Raw genomic sequence first — 18,741 nt, 5'->3', positions numbered from 1 at the left:
GACGCTACCGCGCAGCGCGGCGGCCGGATCGCGCCGGGACAGGCGGTGGCCGGCGAGCCGGGCGGTGGGCGAGTCGGTCGCACGACGCTGTCGAGCTGAGTCGTTCGCGACATCGGGGGTTGCCCGAGTCGTCTACGACATCAGCTCGACAGCCTCCCGCAGGCGCATCCGGTCGGCAGCGACCCGGAACGCGTGCGACGCGCGGGCCGGGCAGCCTCGCGGCGTGGAGCCCAGCGGTGCTGCGACGCCCGCTCGGGCCGCGTGGAAAGATGGCGACCATGTGCGGACTCCTGGCCTTCTTCAGCGCGCGCGGCGACGCCGCCGCCCACCGCGACAACATCGCCGGGGCGTTGGAATGCCTGCACCACCGCGGACCGGACGAGACCGGTGTCGAGGTGGTCGGCGACGCCTCCGGCCGGTACGCGGACGGGGTGTTCGCGCACAAGCGGTTGGCGATCATCGACGTGGCCTCCAGCCAAGAGCCCCTGTCCTACGCGAACGGGCGCTACCTGCTCACCTTCAACGGCGAGATCTACAACTACATCGAGCTGCGCGAGGAGCTGATCCGGAGCTTCGGCGCGCAGTTCGCCACCGCCGGTGACGGCGAGGTGATCGTCGCCGGTTTCCACTACTGGGGCGAGCAGGTGCTCACCCGGCTGCGCGGCATGTTCGCCTTCGTCATCTGGGACCGGCAGGAGCGCCGCGCGTTCGGCGGCCGGGACTACTTCGGCATCAAGCCGCTGCACTACCTGGAGACCGCCGACGGCCTCTACCTGGCCTCGGAGAAGAAGGCGCTGCTGCCCTTCGCGCACTCCAACTACCAGGGCGACGCCGGCATCGACACGGCCAACCTCAGCCACTACCTGACCCTGCAGTACGTGCCCGAGCCCGGCACCCTGCACAAGGGCATCAGCCGGATCGGCTCGGGTGAGTACCTGACCTGGACCCCGGGCGGGCGGATCGACGTGCGCCGGTGGTACCGGCCGGTGTTCCGGCCCACCCCGGTCGACGACGAGCAGCGGCTCTACCACGAGATCCGGGAGACGCTGCGGGAGAGCGTCCGGATGCACATGCGCTCCGACGTGCCGGTCGGCTCGTTCCTCTCCAGCGGCATCGACTCGACCGCGGTGGTCGCCCTGGCCAGGGAGTTCAACCCGAACATCCTGACCTTCACCGTCGGCTACGACGTTCCGGGCTACTCGGAGATCGACGTCGCCCAGGACTCGGCCCGCCACCTCGACGTGACGACCATCCCGACCAAGATCGGGCCGTACGACATGATCGAGGCGCTGCCGAAGATCGTCTGGCACCTGGACGACCCGGTGGCCGACCCGGCCCTGGTGCCCCTCTACTTCGTGGCGAAGAAGGCCGCCGAGCACGTCACCGTGGTGCTCTCCGGCGAGGGCGCCGACGAGTTCTTCGGCGGCTACACCATCTACCGCGAGCCGCTGTCGTTGAGCTCGGTCAACGGGCTGCCCGACGGGGTGCAGAAGGGGCTGCGGGCGGTCTCCAAGGCCATCCCGCAGGGCGTGAAGGGCAAGAGCTTCCTGGAGCGCGGCACCACCCCGATCGAGCAGCGTTACTACGGCAACGCCCGGATGTTCACCGAGGAGGAGAAGCAGCACCTGCTGCGCCGCTACGACCCCTCGGTCCGCTACACCGACGTCACCGCGCCCATCTACGCCGAGTGCACCGAGCTCGACGACGTCACCAAGATGCAGTACGTCGACCTCTACACCTGGCTGCGCGGCGACATCCTGGTCAAGGCCGACCGGATCTCGATGGCGCACTCGCTGGAGGTGCGGGTGCCGTTCCTGGACCGGGCGGTGTTCGACGTGGCGTCCAGGATCCCGGTGGACCTCAAGCTCCCGCCCCGCTCCGACGCCACCAAGTACGCGATGCGCCAGGCGTTGCAGGGCGTGGTGCCGCCGGCCATCGTCAACCGCAAGAAGCTCGGCTTCCCGACCCCCACCCGGGTCTGGCTGCGCGGCGAGATGTACGAGTGGGCCCGGCACGTGCTGTCCACCTCCGGCGCCGGCGACCTGCTCGACCTGTCGTACGCGATGCGGCTGCTGGAGGAGCACAAGCGGGAGGAGGCCGACCACTCCCGCAAGGTGTGGACGGTGCTCATCTTCTGCATCTGGCACGCCATCTTCGTCGCCAAGACCCTCGACCCGGGCATCCAGCGCAACCAGTCCGCCCTGCTCACCAAGCCCGTGGTCGGCTCCATGGTCCGCTGACCCGGCCACTGCAACCCGGGCCCCGCGCCTGGCCGGCGGCCAACGCTGTCGATCAAGAGGTTTGCGTCCCCGGAATCGTTCCCGGGGACGCAAACCTCTTGATCACTTCAGGGGGCCGAACCTGGGCGCAGGGTCGGGGTCGGGGCTCAGCGGCCGGAGCAGGTGACCGTGGGCAGGGTGTTGGTGCCGTTGGTGGTGGCGACGAAGCCGAAGGTCGTGGTGCCCTCCGGGGCTATCGTGCCGTTGTAGGGCGCGTTGGTCACGGTGACCGACGAACCGGATCCGCTCAGCGTGCCGCTCCAGAGGCTGTTGATGGTCTGCCCGCTGGGCCACGTCCAGTTGGCCGTCCAGCCCGACCAGGTCGACGAGCTGTGGTTCATGATCGTTACCTCGCCCTGGAAGCCGCCGTTCCAGGTGCCGACCACCTTGAAGATCGGCATGCAGTCCCCGCCGTGCGGCGGGGGCGTGGTCGGGTTGGGTGGGGGCGTGGTCGGGTTGGGCGGCGGGGTCGTCGGGTTGGGCGGGGGCGTGGTCGGGTTGGGCGGCGGCGTGCCCCCCGGGCCGACGCCGGTGACCTCGCCGTTGCCGCCGTCGAAGGTGACGTCCGAGCAGCCGAAGAAGTTCTCCTGGCTGTCGGAGCGCACCCAGCGCGAGTAGATGAGGTGCCGGCCGCTCTTGTTGGTGGGCAGGTTGCCGCTGAAGTAGTAGTGCCCGTCGTTGGTGCCGCTCGAGCCGCGCTGCGGCGGGTTGGTCACCGTCAGGAACGGCTCCTCTAGGTCGCTCCACGCCAGCGGCCGGCCCGGGCTCCAGCTGTCCTTCGTGACGTAGAAGTAGAACGTGCCGGGGTGGTGGGCCCAGTTGCTGTAGCGGAACTCCATCCGCGCCCCGGCCGTCAGGTGGGTCAGCGGCCAGTCGGTGCGGGCCAGGTCGTAGCCGGCGAAGCCCGGATTGCCGCCGCTGCACAGCTTGCCGTCCGGGATGAAGCCGACGGTCCGGCCGGCGGCGTCGGAGCGCAGCACGCTGAACCAGTTGTAGAGCGAGTTGGCCCCGCTCTGGGCCACGGCGGCGGAGCATGCCGGATTGTTCGGCTTGATCTCGCCGGTGGACGAGAGGCCGTCCTTCCAGCAGAGGAAGGTGCGGCTGCCGGGGGCCATCGGGGTGCCGTGCGCGGCGGCGGGGTCGGGCCCCGCCGTCAGGACGACGGCGCCCGCGAGAAGGGTCGCGGCCGCGGTGAGCAACGCGGCCATACGCGATCGGTGGGACACGGGGGTTCTCCTCACTCGTGGGACGGGGGAGTCCCACGGGCAACGCGCGCGGGGTGGCAGCACGGGCCGCCCCGCTGCGGCGCGGGCAAGACGGTCGCGGCGGACGTGCCCCGGCGCGGATGGCCGGCGTACGTGCGCCGTCGGCGGCCCGACTCGCGGGCCGATGCCCTCGCGTGGATGTGAACCCGGCGCCGGCGGCGCGGCAGCCCCCGCAACCGCCCGGCAAGCGCCATCCCACCACGGGACGGTGACGAGGCGCAATAGCCGTTGCTCGATGTGTCAGTAGCGGTCAGCGAGGTGTTCGCGGCCGGGCGGCGGCTCGTAGGCCGCCGGCCAGAACTCGGTGATCTCGCGGACGAGACCGGCGTCGTCGAGGTCGAAGAAGCTCGTGGCGGCAAGCTCCTCGCCCCGGTAGGCGCAGGTGATCCAGGTGGCGGCGCGCCGGCCCGAGGCGACCAGCCGGTTCACCGTGAGGTGCCAGCCGTCGGGGTACTCCTGGTTGAAGCGCAGGAAAGACTCCCGGCCCACGATCCGCTCGCGGGTCTGCGGCAGGTGGTAGACCACGTCGTCGGCGAGCAGCCCGGCGACGGCGTCCCAGTCCCGCGCCTCCAAGGCCGTCCAGTAGGCCGATACGGTGGCTTCGGCGCTCGTCATGGCGCGTACTGTGCCAGCCTGGTGCGACAAGATCGGTCGGCGCGCGGCGTGGACGGAGGACACCAATGGGATACGCGGTGGTGCTCGGCGAGGCACTGGTCGACCTGCTCGACACCGAGCGTGACGGCGAGCCGGTCTACCGGCAGGCCGTCGGCGGCGGGCCGCTGAACGTGGCGGTCGCCGTCGCCCGGCTCGGCGGCGCGGTGCAGTTCGTCGGGTCGCTCGGCGACGACGTCCTGGCCGGGCGGATCCGCGACTTCCTGACCGGCGCGGGCGTCGGCCTGGCCGGGGCGGTCACCGTCGCCGCCCCGACCGCGCTGGCGGTGGCCACCTTCGCCGGCCCGGAGCCCGACTTCCGGTTCTACGGCGAGCCGCCCTCCTACGGCCTGCTCGGCCCCGACGACCTCGACGCCGACCTGGTGGCGGGCGCCGACGTCCTCTACTGCGGGTCGATCGTGCTGCTCCAGCCGCCGGCGCTGGCCGCCGCGCGCCGGGCCTGGGCGCTGGCGTCCGGGCTGCGGGTCTTCGACCCCAACGTCCGTCCCAGGCTGCTCGACGGGCCGGCCGCGCTGGCCGGGCTGCGCGAGGTGGTGGCCGAGTTCGCCGCCGGCGCCCACCTGGTCAAGCTGAGCGCCGCCGACGCGAAGCTGCTCTACCCGGGCGAACCCGAGGAGGGCGTGGCGGCGTACCTGCGGGAACTCGGCGCGGGCACCGTGGTGGTCACCCTCGGCGCGGCCGGCGCGGTGGTCGCCGCCGCCGGCGCCGATCCGGTACGCGTACCCGCGCCGAAGGTCGCCGCGGTGGACGCCACCGGCGCGGGCGACTCGGTGATGGGCGCCCTCGTCGCGGAGCTGCTGGCCGGCGGCGAACCCGCCGATCCGGCGGGCTGGCACGAGCGGGTGGCGTTCGCGCTGCGGGTCGCCGGCCTGGTCTGCGAGTCACCCGGCGGCGCGACCGCCATGCCCACCCGCGCGGAGGTCCACGCCCGCTTCGCCCGCTAGGCCGGCGTGCGGGCCCGCAGGGCCCGGACGGACCAGTCGAGGGCCGGCGCCAGGCCTTCGGGTGCCGGCCAGCCGTTGACCACGGAGAGCAGCCGCAGGTGACGCGAGGCGGTCGCCGTCAGGCGGTGCCGTCGAGTTCGGCGTAGCCGCGGCGGGCGGCGTACAGGGCGGGACGGGCCCCGAAGGGCGCCTCGGCGGCGACGCGCTCCGGTGGGGCGCCGCCGGTGTGCCCGGCGCGAATGAGCCAGGCCAGCTCGACGAGCTGGGCGTGCTGCGCGCGTACGAACGCCGCGTCGACCGGCTCGCCGTGCCCCGGCACGACCACTGTGGCCGGGGTGGTCATCCGCAGTAGCTCCGCCACCGTGTCGGGCCACTGCAACGGGTACGACTCCTCGAAGGCCGGCGGGCCGCTCTGCTCCACCAGGTCCCCGGCGACCAGCACGTCGACGTCCGGCACGTGCACCACCAGGTCACCGGCGGTGTGCCCGCGACCGGGATGGCGCAGCACCACCCGCCGGCCGCCCACGTCGAGCACGGTCTCGCCGTGCACGGTGTGCGTCGGCGCCAGCAGCTCCGTGCCGGCCACCTCGGCGGCCAGCGTGGGGTGCGCGTCGCGCAGTTCCGCGTACGCCTCCCGGCGCAGCCGGTCCGGCTCGCGCATCGCCTCGGCGGCCAGCTCGTGGGCGTACACCGGGCGGGGCGGGTCGGCGGCGAGGGTCGCGTTGCCGAAGCAGTGGTCGAAGTGGTGGTGGGTGTTCACCAGCGTCCACGGATGGGGGGTGACCGCCCGGGCGGCGGCGGCCAGCTCGGCGGCCTGCCCGGCGGTGGAGAGCGTGTCGACCAGCAGGGCGGCCCCGTCGCCGACGACGAGCGTGACGTTGACGTGCAGCAGCGGCTCGCGCAGCACGTGCACCCCGTCGGCGACCCGCGTGAAGCGGGCGGTCACGACGACCGCGCGGCGCGTTCCACGAAGCGCTGCCGGTCGACCAGCACCCGCTCCACCCGGCCCTCGGCGACCGTCTCGTCGCCGTCGCTGACGCTGACCTCGAAGTACAGCCGCCGCCCCTCGACCGCGGTCAGTCGGGCCTGCGCCACCACCGTGCGCCCCACCGGGGTGGCCGCCCGGTGGTCGAGCTCGACCCGGGTGCCGACGGTGGTCGACCCGCCGGGCATCCGGGCGGCGGTGGCCGCCACCGTGGCGGCCTCGGCGAGGGCGAGCACCCGGGGCGTGCCCAGGACGGGCACGTCTCCGGAGCCGACCGCCTGGGCGGTGTCGGTGTCGGCGACGGTCAGCTCCACCCGGGCGGTGAGGCCCGGGGTCAGCGCGGGCTCCGGCTGCTCCTGCATGGCCAAAGCCTAGACGAGGCGGGCGGCGGGCGGCGGCGCGTGCACGTCGGTCGCCCCCACCGGCGCACACCGCCCCTGGGCGACGCGGAACCGCCGCACCCGGCCGCCGGTTCCGCGCCGGTCCCGCTGCGCCTGCCGGTCCCGCCGCGCCCGCCGTACCGGTCTGCCGCGCCTGCCGGTCCCGCCGCGCCCGGAAGGACGGCGCGGCCGGGTGGTCGGCGTGGGGCGATGCCGCCCGCGCCGCTAACCTTGACCGCGATGTCTGTCGCGACCGACCCCCAGCCCCCCGCCCGGACCGAGCCACCCGCCGCACCCGACGGCGGGCGTCGTCGCGTGGTCGCGATGACACTCTGGGGGGTCGCCTTCGTCGCCGGCTGGCTCGGCATCGGTTTGCCGACCGACCCGGCGTACGCGTTCCTGTGGATCTGGGCGGGGACGATCGCCTGGAACAGCAGCCGGCCGTGGCGCAGCCATCTGCGCTTCGCGCGGGACTGGGTGCCGGTGGTGCTGCTGCTCGCCGTCTACAACCTGTCCCGGGGCTTCGCCGACAACGGCGCCACCCCGCACGCGTACGAGCTGATCGTCGCCGACCGGGTGATGTTCGGCTGGGCGACGGGCGGGCAGGTGCCGACGACCTGGCTCCAGGAGCACCTCTACCGGCCCGAGGTGCACTGGTGGGACGTCGCGGTCAGCTGGGTCTACTTCTCACACTTCGTGGTGGCGCTGGCCGCCGCGGCGGTGCTCTGGCTGCGGGACCGGGGGCGGTGGGCGGCCTTCATGCGCCGCTGGGGCTTCCTGTGCGCCACCGGCCTGGTCACCTACTTCCTCTACCCGGCCGCCCCGCCCTGGTGGGCGGCGCAGAACGGGCTGCTGGAGGAGGTCGCGCGGATCTCCACGCGCGGCTGGAAGGCGTTCGGCATGCACGGCGCCGGCAACCTGCTCAACGCCGGGCAGATCGCCTCCAACCCGGTGGCCGCGATGCCCTCGCTGCACACCGCGTTCGCGCTCTTCGTGGTGCTGTTCTTCCTGCGGCAGACCCGCCGCCGCTGGTGGCCGCTGCTGCTGGCGTACCCGCTGGCGATGACGTTCACCCTCGTCTACAGCGGCGAGCACTACGTCATCGACGTGCTCGTCGGCTGGGCGTACGTCGGGATGGCCTTCCTGGTGGTCGGCCTGGCGGAGCGCTGGTGGGCGGCCCGCAAGGCCCGGCGGTCCCCGGCGGAGCCAGACGCTGAGGCCGAGCCGGCCGCCGCCGAGCCGCCGCCGGTCACGGCCACCCGCTGAACAACCCGCGTGCGGACGGGCGCGGTCAGCCCGCCCGGCGGGCCGCGCGCGAGCGGGCCGTCAGCTCCGCCGCCAGGGCCCACGCCTCGGCGAGGTCCCGGTCCCGGGCGGCCGCGCCGGCGCCGCCGGCGGTGTCGGCGTGCACCGTCGCCAGCCGCAGCCGCCGCTGCGCCGGCCCCTGCACGACCCGCACGCTCTGGATCCGGGCGTACGGCACGAGCGCCAACTGCCGGGTGAGCAGGCCGGAGCGGACGGCGAAGACCCGGTCGTCGAGCCCGGCGCCGAGCACGCCCCGGCTCAGCGGGTTGAGCCAGCGGGCCCGCGTCGGCGGCGGGCTCAGCGGCAGCGCGGCCAGCCGCACCCCGGGCAGCACCTCGGCCACGATCGCCTCGCCGGTCGCCCGGTCACCGACGGGGAGCAGCCGGTCCGGCCGGTTGCGCTCGTCGGCCTCGCCGGCGGAGTAGCCGGCCACCTCCAGGCGCAGCCGCAGCCAGCCCTTGACCCGCCACAGCAGCGGCCAGGTCACCCCGACGGCCTGCACCCGGTCCAGCGGCACGGTCTGCGCGCGGGTCTCCAGCAGGCCGTTGCGGATCCGCAGCGTGCCCTCGTCCCGGGCGAGCCGGAAGTTCCAGTCGTCGAGCACCCGCCGCACCGGTTGCAGCAGCACGCCGGCCATGGCGGTGAGGGTGCTCGCCACCGCGACGAACGACCAGGAGTCCTCGGAGAGGAACTGCGCCACCACGAACGCGACGCCGAACGGGATCATGAACGCCTGCGGGGTCAGCAGCTGGCTGACCAGCAGGTCGTTGTTGGCCACGGCGTGCAGGGGCCGGCCGGGCGGTGGTGCCGGGGTCCCCGCCGGTCCCGCGGCCACTCCCGCCGGCGGCGCGCCCGGCTCGGCCGCGATCCGTCCGGCGAGGGCGAGCAGCCGCTGGCGCAGCGCGGTCGCCTCGGCGACGCTCAGGTAGGCCAGCGGCGCCTCCGTCTTGCCCCCGCCCACCACCTCCAGCCGCAGCTCGGCCAGGCCGGTGAGCTGGGCGAGCAGCGGACGGACCACCTCGACGGCCTGGAGCCGCTCCAGCGGGATCGCCCGGGTGCGTCGCCAGAGGAGACCCTCGTGCACCCGCAGCTCGCGGCCCACCACGTGGTAGCCGGTGTAGTACCAGCTCACCACGGCCAGCACGGTGGCACCCAGGGCCAGCACCACCGCCATCAGGGCGAACCAGCCGAAGCCGACCCGCGACAGCGTCGACCACGACAGGCCGGCGATCACCACGACCAGGGACTTGGCGCCGTGCAGGGCGGGGCTGAGGGGGTGCAGCCGCTGCCGCGGCTCGGCGCCCCCGGGCGCCCCGGCAGACCGGACCGGGCCCGGCGTGACGGGCCCGGTCGCCGGGGGCGGGAAGCCGGACCCGGCGTCGCGCCATGCCGCCTCCGGCGGCACACCGGGCCCCGTCGGCTCCGGTGGCACGTCGGGTCCGGTCGGCGGCGGGGGCGCACCGGGTCCGGTCGGCTCCGGTGGGACGCCCGGCTCCGCCGGGGACGGGCCGGCGTGGTCCGTGCCCCGGGCGGCCGGGTCGCTCACAGGCCCTCCGCCCGGTCCTCGCCCAGCGCGGTGAGCCGGTCGCGCAGCCGGGACGCCTCCGCCGGGCGCAGCCCGGGCACCCGGGCGTCGCTCGCCGCGGCGGCCGTGTGCAACTGCACGGTGGCGAGCTCGAACGCGCGCTCCAGCGGCCCCGCGCTGACGTCGACGAACTGCATCCGCGAGTACGGCACGATGGAGAGCCGCCGCACCAGCAGCCCGTGCCGGACCAGCAGGTCGTCCTCCCGCTCCGCGTAGCCCCAGGCCCGTACGGCGCGGACGATCGTCACGCCCCGCAGGACGCCGAAGAGCAGCACCACGCCGAGTGCCGCGCCGAGGAAGCCGCTGCCGCTGAACGCCCAGCCGACGCCCAGCCCGAGGGCGAGGACGACCAGCACCAGCGCCAGGCGGATCAGCTCCACCCAGATCAGGTCGGACGAGATCGACTGCCAGCGGACGGTGTCCGGCCACGGCTCCAGGGGGCCCGCCGGCGGTAGGGGTGGCGCCGGCGGCGGGCCGGCGGACCCGTCACTGTTCACCGGGGACATCCGTTGTGCGCGCTCACCCTTCGAGCGTAGGCGATCCGGGCGCCGGTACGACCTCCCGGAGGAAGCCACGGGCGTCGAGGAAGTCGCCGAGGGTGGTGCGGTGCTCGGTGCACGCGAGCCAGGTCTTGCGCCGGTCGGTGTCGTGCAGCCGGGGGTTGTTCCACCTCAGCGCCCAGTGGGCGGGGGCACGACATCCGCGGGACGAGCAGACCAGCGGCTCGTCGGCGGGAAGGGGGCTGCTCATCCCGACCAGTCTAGGGGCGGTGGCGGCACCGGAAGTTTGAGCGCCGGGCGGCCACGGGGGGAGCCGCCCGGCGACGGGTGAATGGTACACGCGCCGGGCCGGTCCCTGTCCACCCGTGAGCGGCGATTTCGTACCGCCCGACGGCGTGGCGGGCCCGCGACCCGGCATCGGGGACGCGGCGGCGAGAATCGGCTTCTCCCCACCTCGGCACTCAGCCGGGCATGCGAGTCTTGATACGCACCACGCCGCGCGACAACCGATCATGCTGTGGAGGACCGGTGGCCCAGCCGACCACGCCCGACGCCCCGACGCCGAACGGGACGGGCCCGGAGACACCCGAGCCGGTGACCACGCCGGCCGAGGACGCGACCCTGCTCGAGCGGGCGCTGTTCGAGATCAAACGGGTGATCGTCGGGCAGGACCGGATGGTGGAGCGGATGTTCGTCGCGCTGCTCGCGCGCGGCCACTGCCTGCTGGAGGGCGTGCCGGGGGTCGCGAAGACCCTCGCGGTGGAGACCCTCGCGAGGGTGGTCGGCGGCTCCTTCGCCCGGGTGCAGTTCACCCCCGACCTGGTGCCCGCCGACATCATGGGCACCCGCATCTACCGGCAGTCGAGCGAGAAGTTCGACGTCGAACTGGGCCCGGTGTTCGTCAACTTCCTGCTCGCCGACGAGATCAACCGGGCGCCGGCCAAGGTGCAGTCGGCGCTGCTGGAGGTGATGAGCGAGCGGCAGGTCTCCATCGGCGGCGAGAGCCACCGGGTGCCCGACCCGTTCCTGGTGATGGCGACGCAGAACCCGATCGAGCAGGAGGGGGTCTACCCGCTGCCCGAGGCCCAGCGGGACCGCTTCCTCATGAAGATCGTCGTCGGTTACCCGACCGACGCCGAGGAGCGGGAGATCGTCTACCGGATGGGGGTCGCCCCGCCGCAGCCGGCGCCGGTCTTCACCACCCCCGACCTGATCGCCCTGCAACGCAAGGCGGACCAGGTCTTCGTGCACAACGCCCTGGTCGACTACGCGGTCCGGCTGGTGCTGGCCACCCGCGCCCCGGCGGAGCACGGGATGCCGGACGTCGCCCAGCTCATCCAGTACGGCGCGAGCCCGCGCGCCTCGCTCGGCCTGGTCCGGGCCACCCGCGCGCTGGCACTGCTGCGTGGCCGGGACTACGCCCTGCCGCAGGACGTGCAGGACATCGCGCCGGACATCCTGCGCCACCGGCTCGTGCTCAGCTACGACGCGCTCGCCGACGACGTGCCCGCCGACCACGTGGTGCACCGGGTGATGTCCACCATCCCGCTGCCCTCGGTCGCGCCCCGGCAGCAGGCCACCCCCGCACCCATGCCGACCTCCGCGCCGCCCGGCGCCGGTTGGCCCGGGCAGCGTCCGTGACCTCACCCGCCCGTCGGCCTGCCGACGTCCCCTCCGACCGCACCGAGGCCGTCCTGTCGCGGCTGCAACTGATGGTCACCCGCAAGCTCGACGGCCTGCTCCAGGGCGACTACGCCGGCCTGCTGCCCGGGCCGGGCAGCGAGGCGGGGGAGTCCCGGGAGTACCGCCCCGGCGACGACGTACGCCGGATGGACTGGCCGGTCACCGCCCGCACGACGATGCCGCACGTCCGGCGTACGGTGGCCGACCGGGAGCTGGAGACGTGGCTGGCGGTGGACCTCTCGGCGAGCCTGGACTTCGGCACCGGCCGGTGGCTCAAGCGCGACGTCGTGGTGGCCGCCGCGGCGGCGCTGGCCCACCTGACCGTCCGGGGCGGCAACCGGATCGGCGCGGTGATCGGCAGCGGCGGCGGCACGAGCGCGCCGGCCCGCCGGTGGCGCGCCGCGCCGCCGGTCGCCGGCCCGGACGTCTACACCCGGCTGCCCGCGCGCTCCGGCCGCAAGGAGGCCCACGCGCTGCTGCGGGCGATCGCCGGCACCGAGATCCGCCCCGGGCGCAGCGACCTGGGCACGCTTGTCGACATGCTCAACCGGCCGCCCCGCCGCCGGGGCGTGGCGGTGGTCATCTCCGACTTCCTCGCCCCGCCGCAGCGGTGGTCCCGGCCGCTGCGTAAGCTGCGCGTCCGGCACGACGTGGTGGCGATCGAGGTGGTCGATCCCCGGGAGCTGGAGCTGCCCGACGTCGGGGTGCTGCCGGTGGTCGACCCGGAGACCGGCGAGCTGCACGAGGTGCAGACCGCCGACCCGCGGCTGCGCCACCGCTACGCCGAGGCGGCGGCCGCCCAGCGCGCGGAGATCTCCGCGGCGCTGCGCGGCGCCGGCGCGGCCCACCTGCGACTGCGTACGGACCGAGACTGGCTGCTCGACATGGTGCGTTTCGTCGCCGCGCAGCGGCACGCGCGCACCAGGGGGACGACACGATGATCCGCTTTCTGCAACCGTGGTGGCTGCTGGCCGTGCTGCCGGTGCTCGCCCTCGCCGCGCTCTACGTCTGGCGGCAGCTGCACCGCCGGGCGTACGCGATGCGGTTCACCAACGTGGACCTGCTGCGCACCCTGGCGCCGAAGGGGCTGGGCTGGCGGCGGCACGTGCCGGCCACGGCGTTCCTGCTCTGCCTGCTGGTGCTGGCGACCGCGCTGGCCCGGCCGTCGGTCGACACCCGGGAGCCGTTGGAACGGGCGACCGTGATGCTCGCCATCGACGTGTCGCTGTCCATGCAGGCCGACGACGTGGCGCCGAACCGGCTGGAGGCGGCGCAGGAGGCGGCCAAGCAGTTCGTCGGCGAGCTGCCGGAGAGCTACAACCTGGGGCTGGTCTCGTTCGCCAAGTCGGCGAACGTGCTGGTGCCGCCGGGCAAGGACCGGGACGCGGTGACCGCCGCGATCGACGGGCTGGTGCTGGCCGAGGCGACGGCGACGGGCGAGGCGGTCTTCACCTGCCTGGAGGCGATCCGGTCGGTGCCGGCCGACGGCGCGGCGGGAATCCCGCCGGCCCGCATCGTGCTGCTCTCCGACGGGTACCGCACCTCGGGCCGGTCGGTGGAGGAGGCGGCCGCCGCGGCGCAGGCGGCGAACGTGCCGGTCTCCACCATCGCCTTCGGCACCGACTCCGGGCAGGTGGACATCGGCGGCCAGCTGCAACGGGTGCCGGTGGACCGGCTGGCCCTGGCCGATCTGGCCGAGGCCACCGAGGGCTACTTCTACGAGGCGGCGTCGGTGAGCGAGCTGAAGCAGGTCTACCAGGACATGGGCAGCTCGATCGGGTTCCGCACGGAACCCCGCGAGGTCACCCAGTGGTACGCGGGGGTGGCCCTGCTGCTGGCACTCTGCGCGGGGGCCCTCAACCTGCTGTGGTCCTCGCGGATGCTCTGACGCGCGGGTGCGGGGTGGCCGGCGGCCGGGCGCGCCCCGACGGCCGGCGACGGCGCGGCGGTCGGTGCGTGCCGGCGGTCGGTCCGCGCCGTCGCCGGCGGTCGGTGCGTGCCGGCGGTCGGTGCGTGCCGTCGCCGGTGGTCAGTGCGCGGCGCCGCCGGCGAGGACGAAGACGACGGCCACCCAGACGGCGGCGAGGGTGAAGCCCAGCGGGGCGACGTAGCGGCTCATGGACGGCTCCGGGCGGCGACTGGACGGTCCGCGCGTGCGGGGGCGGACCGCAGAGGGGTGGGTCGGGACGCGCACACGAAGTCGTGACCGGGCGGCTCCCGGCGCGGCACGGCCGACCGGCGCGGGGCCGGTTACCGGGCGGGGCGGGGAGCGGAGCTGGGTCAGCTCACCTGCTGAGTCGTGGCTCAGCGGGGCTGACGTTCGGCCCGGCCACGACTGGGAGGATCGCTATCTCGCACAGCGATCACCTCCTGCGGTCGGCGGGGCCCGGAAGCGGGCCGCACGGCCCGCAAACGCGGATCATCGTACACCCGCGGGTCGCCGTCGCCGCACTCGGCCGAGCGGCCGCACGGGCCTCGGCCGAGGGGGCCGCCGCGTCGCCGGAGGGGCGGGGCAGGCGCCGGTGCCGGGCGACGCCGCGCCGGCCCGGACGTGCACGGCGTTAGCGCTTACCTGCCGGTAACGCCTAGGCTCCGACCGACCGGGAGATCACTGAACTACAGGGGGAACCGTGGCCCGTACCGTCCTGGTGACCGGCGGCAACCGGGGGATCGGCCTGGCCATCGCGCAGGCCTTCGCCAAGCAGGGCGACCGGGTGGCGGTGACCCACCGCAGCGGCGAGCCACCCGAGGGGCTGTTCGGGGTCCGCTGCGACGTGACCGACTCCGCGTCGGTCGACGCGGCGTTCACCGCGATCGAGGCCGAGCTGGGGCCGGTGGAGGTGCTCGTCGCCAACGCCGGGATCACCGACGACACGCTGCTGCTGCGCATGTCGGAGGAGCAGTTCACCCGCGTGCTGGACACGAACCTGACGGGCGCGTTCCGGTGCGCCAAGCGCGCCTCGGGCAAGATGCTGCGCGCGAAGTGGGGCCGGATGATCTTCATCTCCTCGGTGGTCGGCCTCTACGGCGGCCCCGGCCAGGTCAACTACGCGGCGAGCAAGGCCGGCCTGGTGGGCGTGGCCCGCTCGATCACCCGCGAGCTGGGCAGCCGCAACATCACCGCCAACGTGGTCGCGCCCGGCTACGTGGAGACCGACATGACCGCCGGCCTGCCCGAGGACCGCAGGACCGAGTACCGCAAGGCCATCCCCGCCAACCGGTTCGCTCAGCCGGACGAGATCGCGGGCGTGGTCACCTGGCTGGCCGGCGACGCCGCCGGCTACGTCTCCGGCGCCGTCATCCCGGTCGACGGCGGCCTCGGCATGGGCCACTGACAAGCGGTCACTGAGAACTACGGAGGAATCCCTGCATGTCCGGACTGCTCGCCGGTAAGCGGCTGCTGGTCACCGGCGTCATCACCGACGCCTCGATCGCCTTCTCCGTGGCGAAGCTCGCCCAGGAGAACGGGGCGCAGGTCGTGCTCACCGGCTACGGCCGGCTCTCCCTCGTGGAGCGGATCGCCAGGCGACTGCCCGAGCCCGCCCCGGTGATCGAGCTGGACGTGACCGACGCCGACCATCTCGCCGGGCTCGGCGACCGCGTGCGCGAGCACGTCGACGGCCTGGACGGGGTGGTGCACTCGATCGGCTTCGCCCCGCAGAGCTGCCTCGGCGGCGGCTTCCTCGACGCACCCTGGGAGGACGTGGCGACCGCGCTGCACGTCTCCACGTACTCCTACAAGTCCCTCGCGATGGCGGCGCTGCCGCTGATGTCCGCCGGCGGCGCGGTGGTCGGCCTGACCTTCGACGCCACGAAGGCGTGGCCCGTCTACGACTGGATGGGCGTGGCCAAGGCCGGGCTGGAGTCCGCCTCCCGCTACCTGGCGCTGCACCTGGGCAAGCAGGGCATCCGCAGCAACCTGGTCGCCGCCGGGCCGCTGCGTACCATCGCCGCCAAGTCGATCCCCGGCTTCGATCAGTTCGAGGAGGCCTGGGCCGAGCGCGCGCCGCTGGGTTGGAGCCTCACCGACCAGGAGCCGGCGGCGCGGGCCTGCCTGGCGCTGCTCTCCGACTGGTTCCCGGCCACCACCGGCGAGATCGTGCACGTCGACGGCGGCTACCACGCCATCGGCGCCTGACGTGTGAGGAAGGGCCCCCTGCAATCGCATTCTGCATTGCAGGGGGCCCTTCCTCACACCCCGGACCAGGGGGCCGCGCCCGGCGGGGACGGGCACCGGGAAGAATGGGAGCCATGGCGTACGACGCGGTGGTCCTGGTGTCCTTCGGCGGACCGGAACGGCCCGAGGACGTGATGCCGTTCCTGCAGAACGTGACCCGGGGGCGGGGCGTGCCGCCGGAGCGGCTGGCGGAGGTCGCCGAGCACTACCAGCACTTCGGTGGCGTATCGCCGATCAACCAGCAGTGCCGGGAGCTGCTCGCGGCGGTCTGGGAGGACTTCGCCGCCAACGGCCTCGACCTGCCGGTCTACTGGGGCAACCGGAACTGGGACCCGATGCTCGCCGACACCGTGGCGCAGATGCGCGACGACGGCGTCACCCACGCCCTGGCGTTCGTGACCAGCGCCTTCGGCGGCTACTCCTCCTGCCGGCAGTACCAGGAGGACATCGCCGCCGCCCGCGCGGCGGTCGGCCCCGACGCCCCGCTGATCGACAAGCTCCGCCAGTTCTGGGACCACCCCGGCTTCGTCGAGCCCCACGCCGACGCGGTGCGGGCGGCGCTCCGCCGCCTCGACCCGGCGAAGCGGGACGGCACCCGACTCGTGTTCACCGCGCACTCGGTCCCGAACTCGATGGCCGCGAACGCCGGCCCGCACGGCGGCCGGTACGAGGCGCAGCTCGCCGAGGTCGCCCGGCTGGTCCACGCCGCGGCCGCCCCGGACCTGCCCTGGGACCTGGTCTGGCAGAGCCGTTCCGGCCCGCCGCAGGTGCCGTGGCTGGAGCCGGACGTCAACGACCACCTGCGTACGCTTGCCGACGCCGGCACCACCGGCGTGGTGGTCAGCCCGATCGGGTTCGTCTCCGATCACCTGGAGGTGGTGTGGGACCTGGACACCGAGGCGCGGGAGACGGCCAGGCAGCTCGGGCTGGACTTCGTCCGGGCCGCCACCCCCGGCACCGACCCCCGGTTCGTGGCGATGGTGCGCGAGCTGGTCCGCGAGCGTACCGACCCGGACGGGACCGGCCTGCGCCGCCGCCTCGGCGAGCTGCCCATGTGGGACACCTGCCCCACGGTGTGCTGCGTCCCGGCACGCCGCCCCACCGCCGCCCAGGAAGCCGGGAACCCGGCCTCCTGACCGCCGCGCCGGCCCCGCCGGCGGCCCGACACCCTGGAACGAGTGACGATGCAGGACCGCAAGCCGGTGGAGAGCTGGCTGACCGACATGGACGGCGTGCTGGTGCACGAGGGCCAGCCCGTGCCCGGGGCACCGGAGTTCGTCTCCCGGCTGCGCGCCTCCGGCAAGCCGTTCCTGGTGCTCACCAACAACTCGATCTACACGCCCCGCGACCTCACGGCCCGGCTGAGCCGGATGGGCCTCGACGTGCCGGAGCAGGCGATCTGGTCCTCCGCGCTGGCCACCGCCCAGTTCCTGGCCGACCAGCGTCCGGGCGGCACCGCGTACGTGATCGGGGAGGCCGGGCTCACCACGGCGCTGCACGCGGTCGGCTACGTGCTGACCGACTTCGCCCCGGACTACGTGGTCCTGGGCGAGACCCGCACCTACAGCTTCGAGGCGATCACCAAGGCGGTCCGGCTGATCAACGACGGGGCCCGGTTCATCTGCACCAACCCCGACGTGACCGGCCCGTCGGTGGAAGGCGCGCTGCCGGCCGCCGGCTCCGTCGCCGCGATGATCTCCAAGGCGACGGGGATCGAGCCGTACTTCGTCGGCAAGCCCAATCCGATGATGATGCGCTCGGCGCTGAACACGATCAACGCGCACTCCGAGACGACCGCGATGATCGGCGACCGGATGGACACCGACATCCTCTGCGGGCTGGAGGCCGGGCTGGAGACGATCCTGGTGCTGACCGGCATCAGCAGCCGCGCCGAGGCGGAGCGCTACCCGTACCGTCCGTCGCGGATCGTCGACTCCGTCGCCGACCTGGTCGACGAGATCTGACCGGCGATCAGGGGCGCAGCGGGGCGTTGCAGGCGGCCACCAGCGCCTGCCGGCAGGCGGTGGTCAGCGGGCGCAGCGCGGCGTCGCGCTGCTGGGCCTCGTAGTTGTTGATCGCGCCGCCCGGCGCCGCGTGCCCGGCCAGCGCGAGCACCCGGTCGAGCACGGCGGCCCGGGCGAAGAGCCGCCGGGCCCGCGGGTCGAACCCGGGCGGCAGGTCGGTGGCGCCGTCCGGCCGGCGCAGCGCCTCCAGGGCCCCGGCCAGCTCGGGTCGCCACTGCGCGACGTCCAGCCGGGTCAGCGCGGCGGTCGTGTCGGCCAGGGCCACCGCCAGCTCCGCCTCGGCCTCGGCCGCGCCGGGCAACGCGAGGGAAGCGGCCGGGGCGTCGGCCGGCAGCGGGTAGACCCGCCAGAGGACCGTCTCGAAGGTGTCGCCGGAGCCGGACGTGTGCGTGCGCACGTGCGGGATGAGCCCGAGCCCGCCGGCGACGACCGCCTCGCCGGCGACCAGCGCCGTGCCGGCGAAGTCGCCCGGCCCGGGCAGCCCGCGCGGGTCGCCGGGCGCGGGCAGCACGAGCCGGATCTCGTCGGGCGAGAGCTTTGCGAGGGTGGGTAGCGCCTGGGGCAGGGGAACGTCGGTCCAGGTGCCGGGCGCGTCGGCGACCAGGTGCTCCTCGTCGCCGGCGATGGCGTCGGCAAGCTCGTCGAAGGGCACCAGCCCGGCGCGCCACGCGCGCACCCAGGCCACGAACCGGCTGGACCGGCGCGGTGTGAGAGTGGCCGCGCCCGCTGCGGGGGTGGACATGCCGAAAGGGTACGTGGTCACCGCCGCCCCTGTCTCGACTGCCGCTCCGACTGTCCGCCGCCCCGCTGATCATGCGCCCCCGTCCCGTCGATCATGGAGTTGTGGTGGGTGGATCGTCGACCTCTTCCCCTTTCGCGGGGCACCACAACTGCATGATCGCCGCGGTGGGGCGGTGGGGCGGGCGGCGTGTCGGGTGCGGG

The 18,741-nt window shown here is 74.3% G+C and carries 18 protein-coding genes; 10 read left to right on the top strand and 8 right to left on the bottom strand.

The annotated features are described in order from the left end of the window. The first annotated feature begins 278 nt into the window (after positions 1 to 278). The gene (gene asnB / locus OG989_RS28460; RefSeq protein WP_151455284.1) at positions 279 to 2,240 is read left to right on the top strand and encodes an asparagine synthase (glutamine-hydrolyzing); all 1,962 of its coding nucleotides are present in this window, start codon (positions 279 to 281) and stop codon (positions 2,238 to 2,240) included. 146 nt (positions 2,241 to 2,386) lie between these two features. Here the strand turns inward: asnB and OG989_RS28455 are convergent, their stop codons facing one another. Then, complete coding sequence (locus tag OG989_RS28455; protein WP_327029020.1) at positions 2,387 to 3,505, bottom strand: lytic polysaccharide monooxygenase; 1,119 nt, start codon at positions 3,503 to 3,505, stop codon at positions 2,387 to 2,389. Between the two features lie 279 nt (positions 3,506 to 3,784). Further along, positions 3,785 to 4,159 (bottom strand): nuclear transport factor 2 family protein, encoded by a 375-nt coding sequence (locus tag OG989_RS28450; RefSeq protein ID WP_151457649.1) that lies wholly within the window; start codon positions 4,157 to 4,159, stop codon positions 3,785 to 3,787. A 65-nt stretch (positions 4,160 to 4,224) separates the two neighbouring features. On the opposite strand from OG989_RS28450, the gene OG989_RS28445 reads away from it, so the two are divergent. Then, the gene (locus OG989_RS28445) at positions 4,225 to 5,160 is read left to right on the top strand and encodes a PfkB family carbohydrate kinase (RefSeq protein WP_327029019.1); all 936 of its coding nucleotides are present in this window, start codon (positions 4,225 to 4,227) and stop codon (positions 5,158 to 5,160) included. A 118-nt stretch (positions 5,161 to 5,278) separates the two neighbouring features. On the opposite strand, the gene OG989_RS28440 is transcribed toward OG989_RS28445, so the two are convergent. Further along, entirely contained in the window at positions 5,279 to 6,106 is an 828-nt protein-coding gene (locus OG989_RS28440; RefSeq protein WP_151457647.1) for an MBL fold metallo-hydrolase, read from the bottom strand. After that, positions 6,103 to 6,507 (bottom strand): thioesterase family protein, encoded by a 405-nt coding sequence (locus OG989_RS28435; protein ID WP_151457646.1) that lies wholly within the window; start codon positions 6,505 to 6,507, stop codon positions 6,103 to 6,105. The genes OG989_RS28440 and OG989_RS28435 overlap by 4 nt, the downstream gene beginning before the upstream one ends. Before the next feature lie 258 nt (positions 6,508 to 6,765). Here OG989_RS28435 and OG989_RS28430 point away from each other — a divergent pair, with 258 nt between their 5' ends. After that, on the top strand, positions 6,766 to 7,791 hold the full coding sequence (locus OG989_RS28430) for a phosphatase PAP2 family protein (RefSeq protein WP_327029018.1): 1,026 nt from the start codon (positions 6,766 to 6,768) through the stop codon (positions 7,789 to 7,791). A 25-nt stretch (positions 7,792 to 7,816) separates the two neighbouring features. On the opposite strand, the gene OG989_RS28425 is transcribed toward OG989_RS28430, so the two are convergent. The 3 genes from OG989_RS28425 to OG989_RS28415 are packed head-to-tail and all read right to left on the bottom strand — an operon-like array spanning position 7,817 to position 10,165. Next, positions 7,817 to 9,376 carry a PH domain-containing protein gene (locus tag OG989_RS28425; protein ID WP_442791890.1) on the bottom strand — a complete coding sequence of 520 codons (1,560 nt, stop codon included), beginning with the start codon at positions 9,374 to 9,376 and terminating at the stop codon, positions 7,817 to 7,819. Further along, positions 9,373 to 9,921: a PH domain-containing protein gene (locus tag OG989_RS28420; RefSeq protein WP_327029017.1), complete on the bottom strand. Its 549-nt coding sequence runs from the start codon at positions 9,919 to 9,921 to the stop codon at positions 9,373 to 9,375. The genes OG989_RS28425 and OG989_RS28420 overlap by 4 nt, the downstream gene beginning before the upstream one ends. A 13-nt stretch (positions 9,922 to 9,934) precedes the next feature. Continuing rightward, positions 9,935 to 10,165, bottom strand: coding sequence for a hypothetical protein (locus tag OG989_RS28415; protein WP_327029016.1), 231 nt, complete (start codon positions 10,163 to 10,165; stop codon positions 9,935 to 9,937). A gap of 278 nt (positions 10,166 to 10,443) precedes the next feature. On the opposite strand from OG989_RS28415, the gene OG989_RS28410 reads away from it, so the two are divergent. From OG989_RS28410 to OG989_RS28380, 7 genes are all read left to right on the top strand, one after another. Beyond that, positions 10,444 to 11,556 (top strand): AAA family ATPase, encoded by a 1,113-nt coding sequence (locus OG989_RS28410; RefSeq protein ID WP_132238733.1) that lies wholly within the window; start codon positions 10,444 to 10,446, stop codon positions 11,554 to 11,556. Then, complete coding sequence (locus OG989_RS28405) at positions 11,535 to 12,539, top strand: DUF58 domain-containing protein (RefSeq protein ID WP_132238734.1); 1,005 nt, start codon at positions 11,535 to 11,537, stop codon at positions 12,537 to 12,539. The genes OG989_RS28410 and OG989_RS28405 overlap by 22 nt, the downstream gene beginning before the upstream one ends. Further along, complete coding sequence (locus tag OG989_RS28400) at positions 12,536 to 13,486, top strand: VWA domain-containing protein (protein WP_151457184.1); 951 nt, start codon at positions 12,536 to 12,538, stop codon at positions 13,484 to 13,486. The genes OG989_RS28405 and OG989_RS28400 overlap by 4 nt, the downstream gene beginning before the upstream one ends. Positions 13,487 to 14,228: 742 nt before the next feature. Next, positions 14,229 to 14,933, top strand: a complete 705-nt coding sequence (gene fabG, locus OG989_RS28395; protein ID WP_151457585.1) for a 3-oxoacyl-ACP reductase FabG — start codon at positions 14,229 to 14,231, stop codon at positions 14,931 to 14,933. Between the two features lie 35 nt (positions 14,934 to 14,968). Next, positions 14,969 to 15,736, top strand: coding sequence for an enoyl-ACP reductase FabI (gene fabI, locus OG989_RS28390; protein WP_151457584.1), 768 nt, complete (start codon positions 14,969 to 14,971; stop codon positions 15,734 to 15,736). Between the two features lie 113 nt (positions 15,737 to 15,849). Then, complete coding sequence (locus OG989_RS28385; RefSeq protein ID WP_327029015.1) at positions 15,850 to 16,911, top strand: ferrochelatase; 1,062 nt, start codon at positions 15,850 to 15,852, stop codon at positions 16,909 to 16,911. Between the two features lie 48 nt (positions 16,912 to 16,959). Beyond that, a complete protein-coding gene (locus OG989_RS28380; RefSeq protein WP_121400752.1) occupies positions 16,960 to 17,739 on the top strand; it encodes an HAD-IIA family hydrolase in 780 nt (259 codons plus the stop codon). Between the two features lie 7 nt (positions 17,740 to 17,746). On the opposite strand, the gene OG989_RS28375 is transcribed toward OG989_RS28380, so the two are convergent. Further along, a complete protein-coding gene (locus OG989_RS28375; RefSeq protein WP_327029014.1) occupies positions 17,747 to 18,541 on the bottom strand; it encodes a hypothetical protein in 795 nt (264 codons plus the stop codon). Between the last annotated feature and the right edge of the window lie 200 nt (positions 18,542 to 18,741).

The organism is Micromonospora sp. NBC_01740 (assembly GCF_035920365.1).
Taxonomy (GTDB): Bacteria; Actinomycetota; Actinomycetes; order Mycobacteriales; family Micromonosporaceae; genus Micromonospora; species Micromonospora reichwaldensis.
The sequence above is the reverse complement of the archived record's forward strand: the minus strand, read 5'-3'. Positions and strand labels throughout refer to the sequence as shown.

Coding starts and splice junctions, on each gene's coding strand:
- OG989_RS28385 (WP_327029015.1), top strand. CDS start 15,850: ATGGCGTACGACGCGGTGGTCCTGGTGTCCTTCGGCGGACCGGAACGG.
- asnB (WP_151455284.1), top strand. CDS start 279: ATGTGCGGACTCCTGGCCTTCTTCAGCGCGCGCGGCGACGCCGCCGCC.
- OG989_RS28450 (WP_151457649.1), bottom strand. CDS start 4,159: ATGACGAGCGCCGAAGCCACCGTATCGGCCTACTGGACGGCCTTGGAG.
- OG989_RS28375 (WP_327029014.1), bottom strand. CDS start 18,541: ATGTCCACCCCCGCAGCGGGCGCGGCCACTCTCACACCGCGCCGGTCC.
- OG989_RS28400 (WP_151457184.1), top strand. CDS start 12,536: ATGATCCGCTTTCTGCAACCGTGGTGGCTGCTGGCCGTGCTGCCGGTG.
- OG989_RS28445 (WP_327029019.1), top strand. CDS start 4,225: ATGGGATACGCGGTGGTGCTCGGCGAGGCACTGGTCGACCTGCTCGAC.
- OG989_RS28430 (WP_327029018.1), top strand. CDS start 6,766: ATGTCTGTCGCGACCGACCCCCAGCCCCCCGCCCGGACCGAGCCACCC.
- OG989_RS28435 (WP_151457646.1), bottom strand. CDS start 6,507: ATGCAGGAGCAGCCGGAGCCCGCGCTGACCCCGGGCCTCACCGCCCGG.
- OG989_RS28415 (WP_327029016.1), bottom strand. CDS start 10,165: ATGAGCAGCCCCCTTCCCGCCGACGAGCCGCTGGTCTGCTCGTCCCGC.
- fabI (WP_151457584.1), top strand. CDS start 14,969: ATGTCCGGACTGCTCGCCGGTAAGCGGCTGCTGGTCACCGGCGTCATC.
- OG989_RS28420 (WP_327029017.1), bottom strand. CDS start 9,921: ATGTCCCCGGTGAACAGTGACGGGTCCGCCGGCCCGCCGCCGGCGCCA.
- OG989_RS28380 (WP_121400752.1), top strand. CDS start 16,960: ATGCAGGACCGCAAGCCGGTGGAGAGCTGGCTGACCGACATGGACGGC.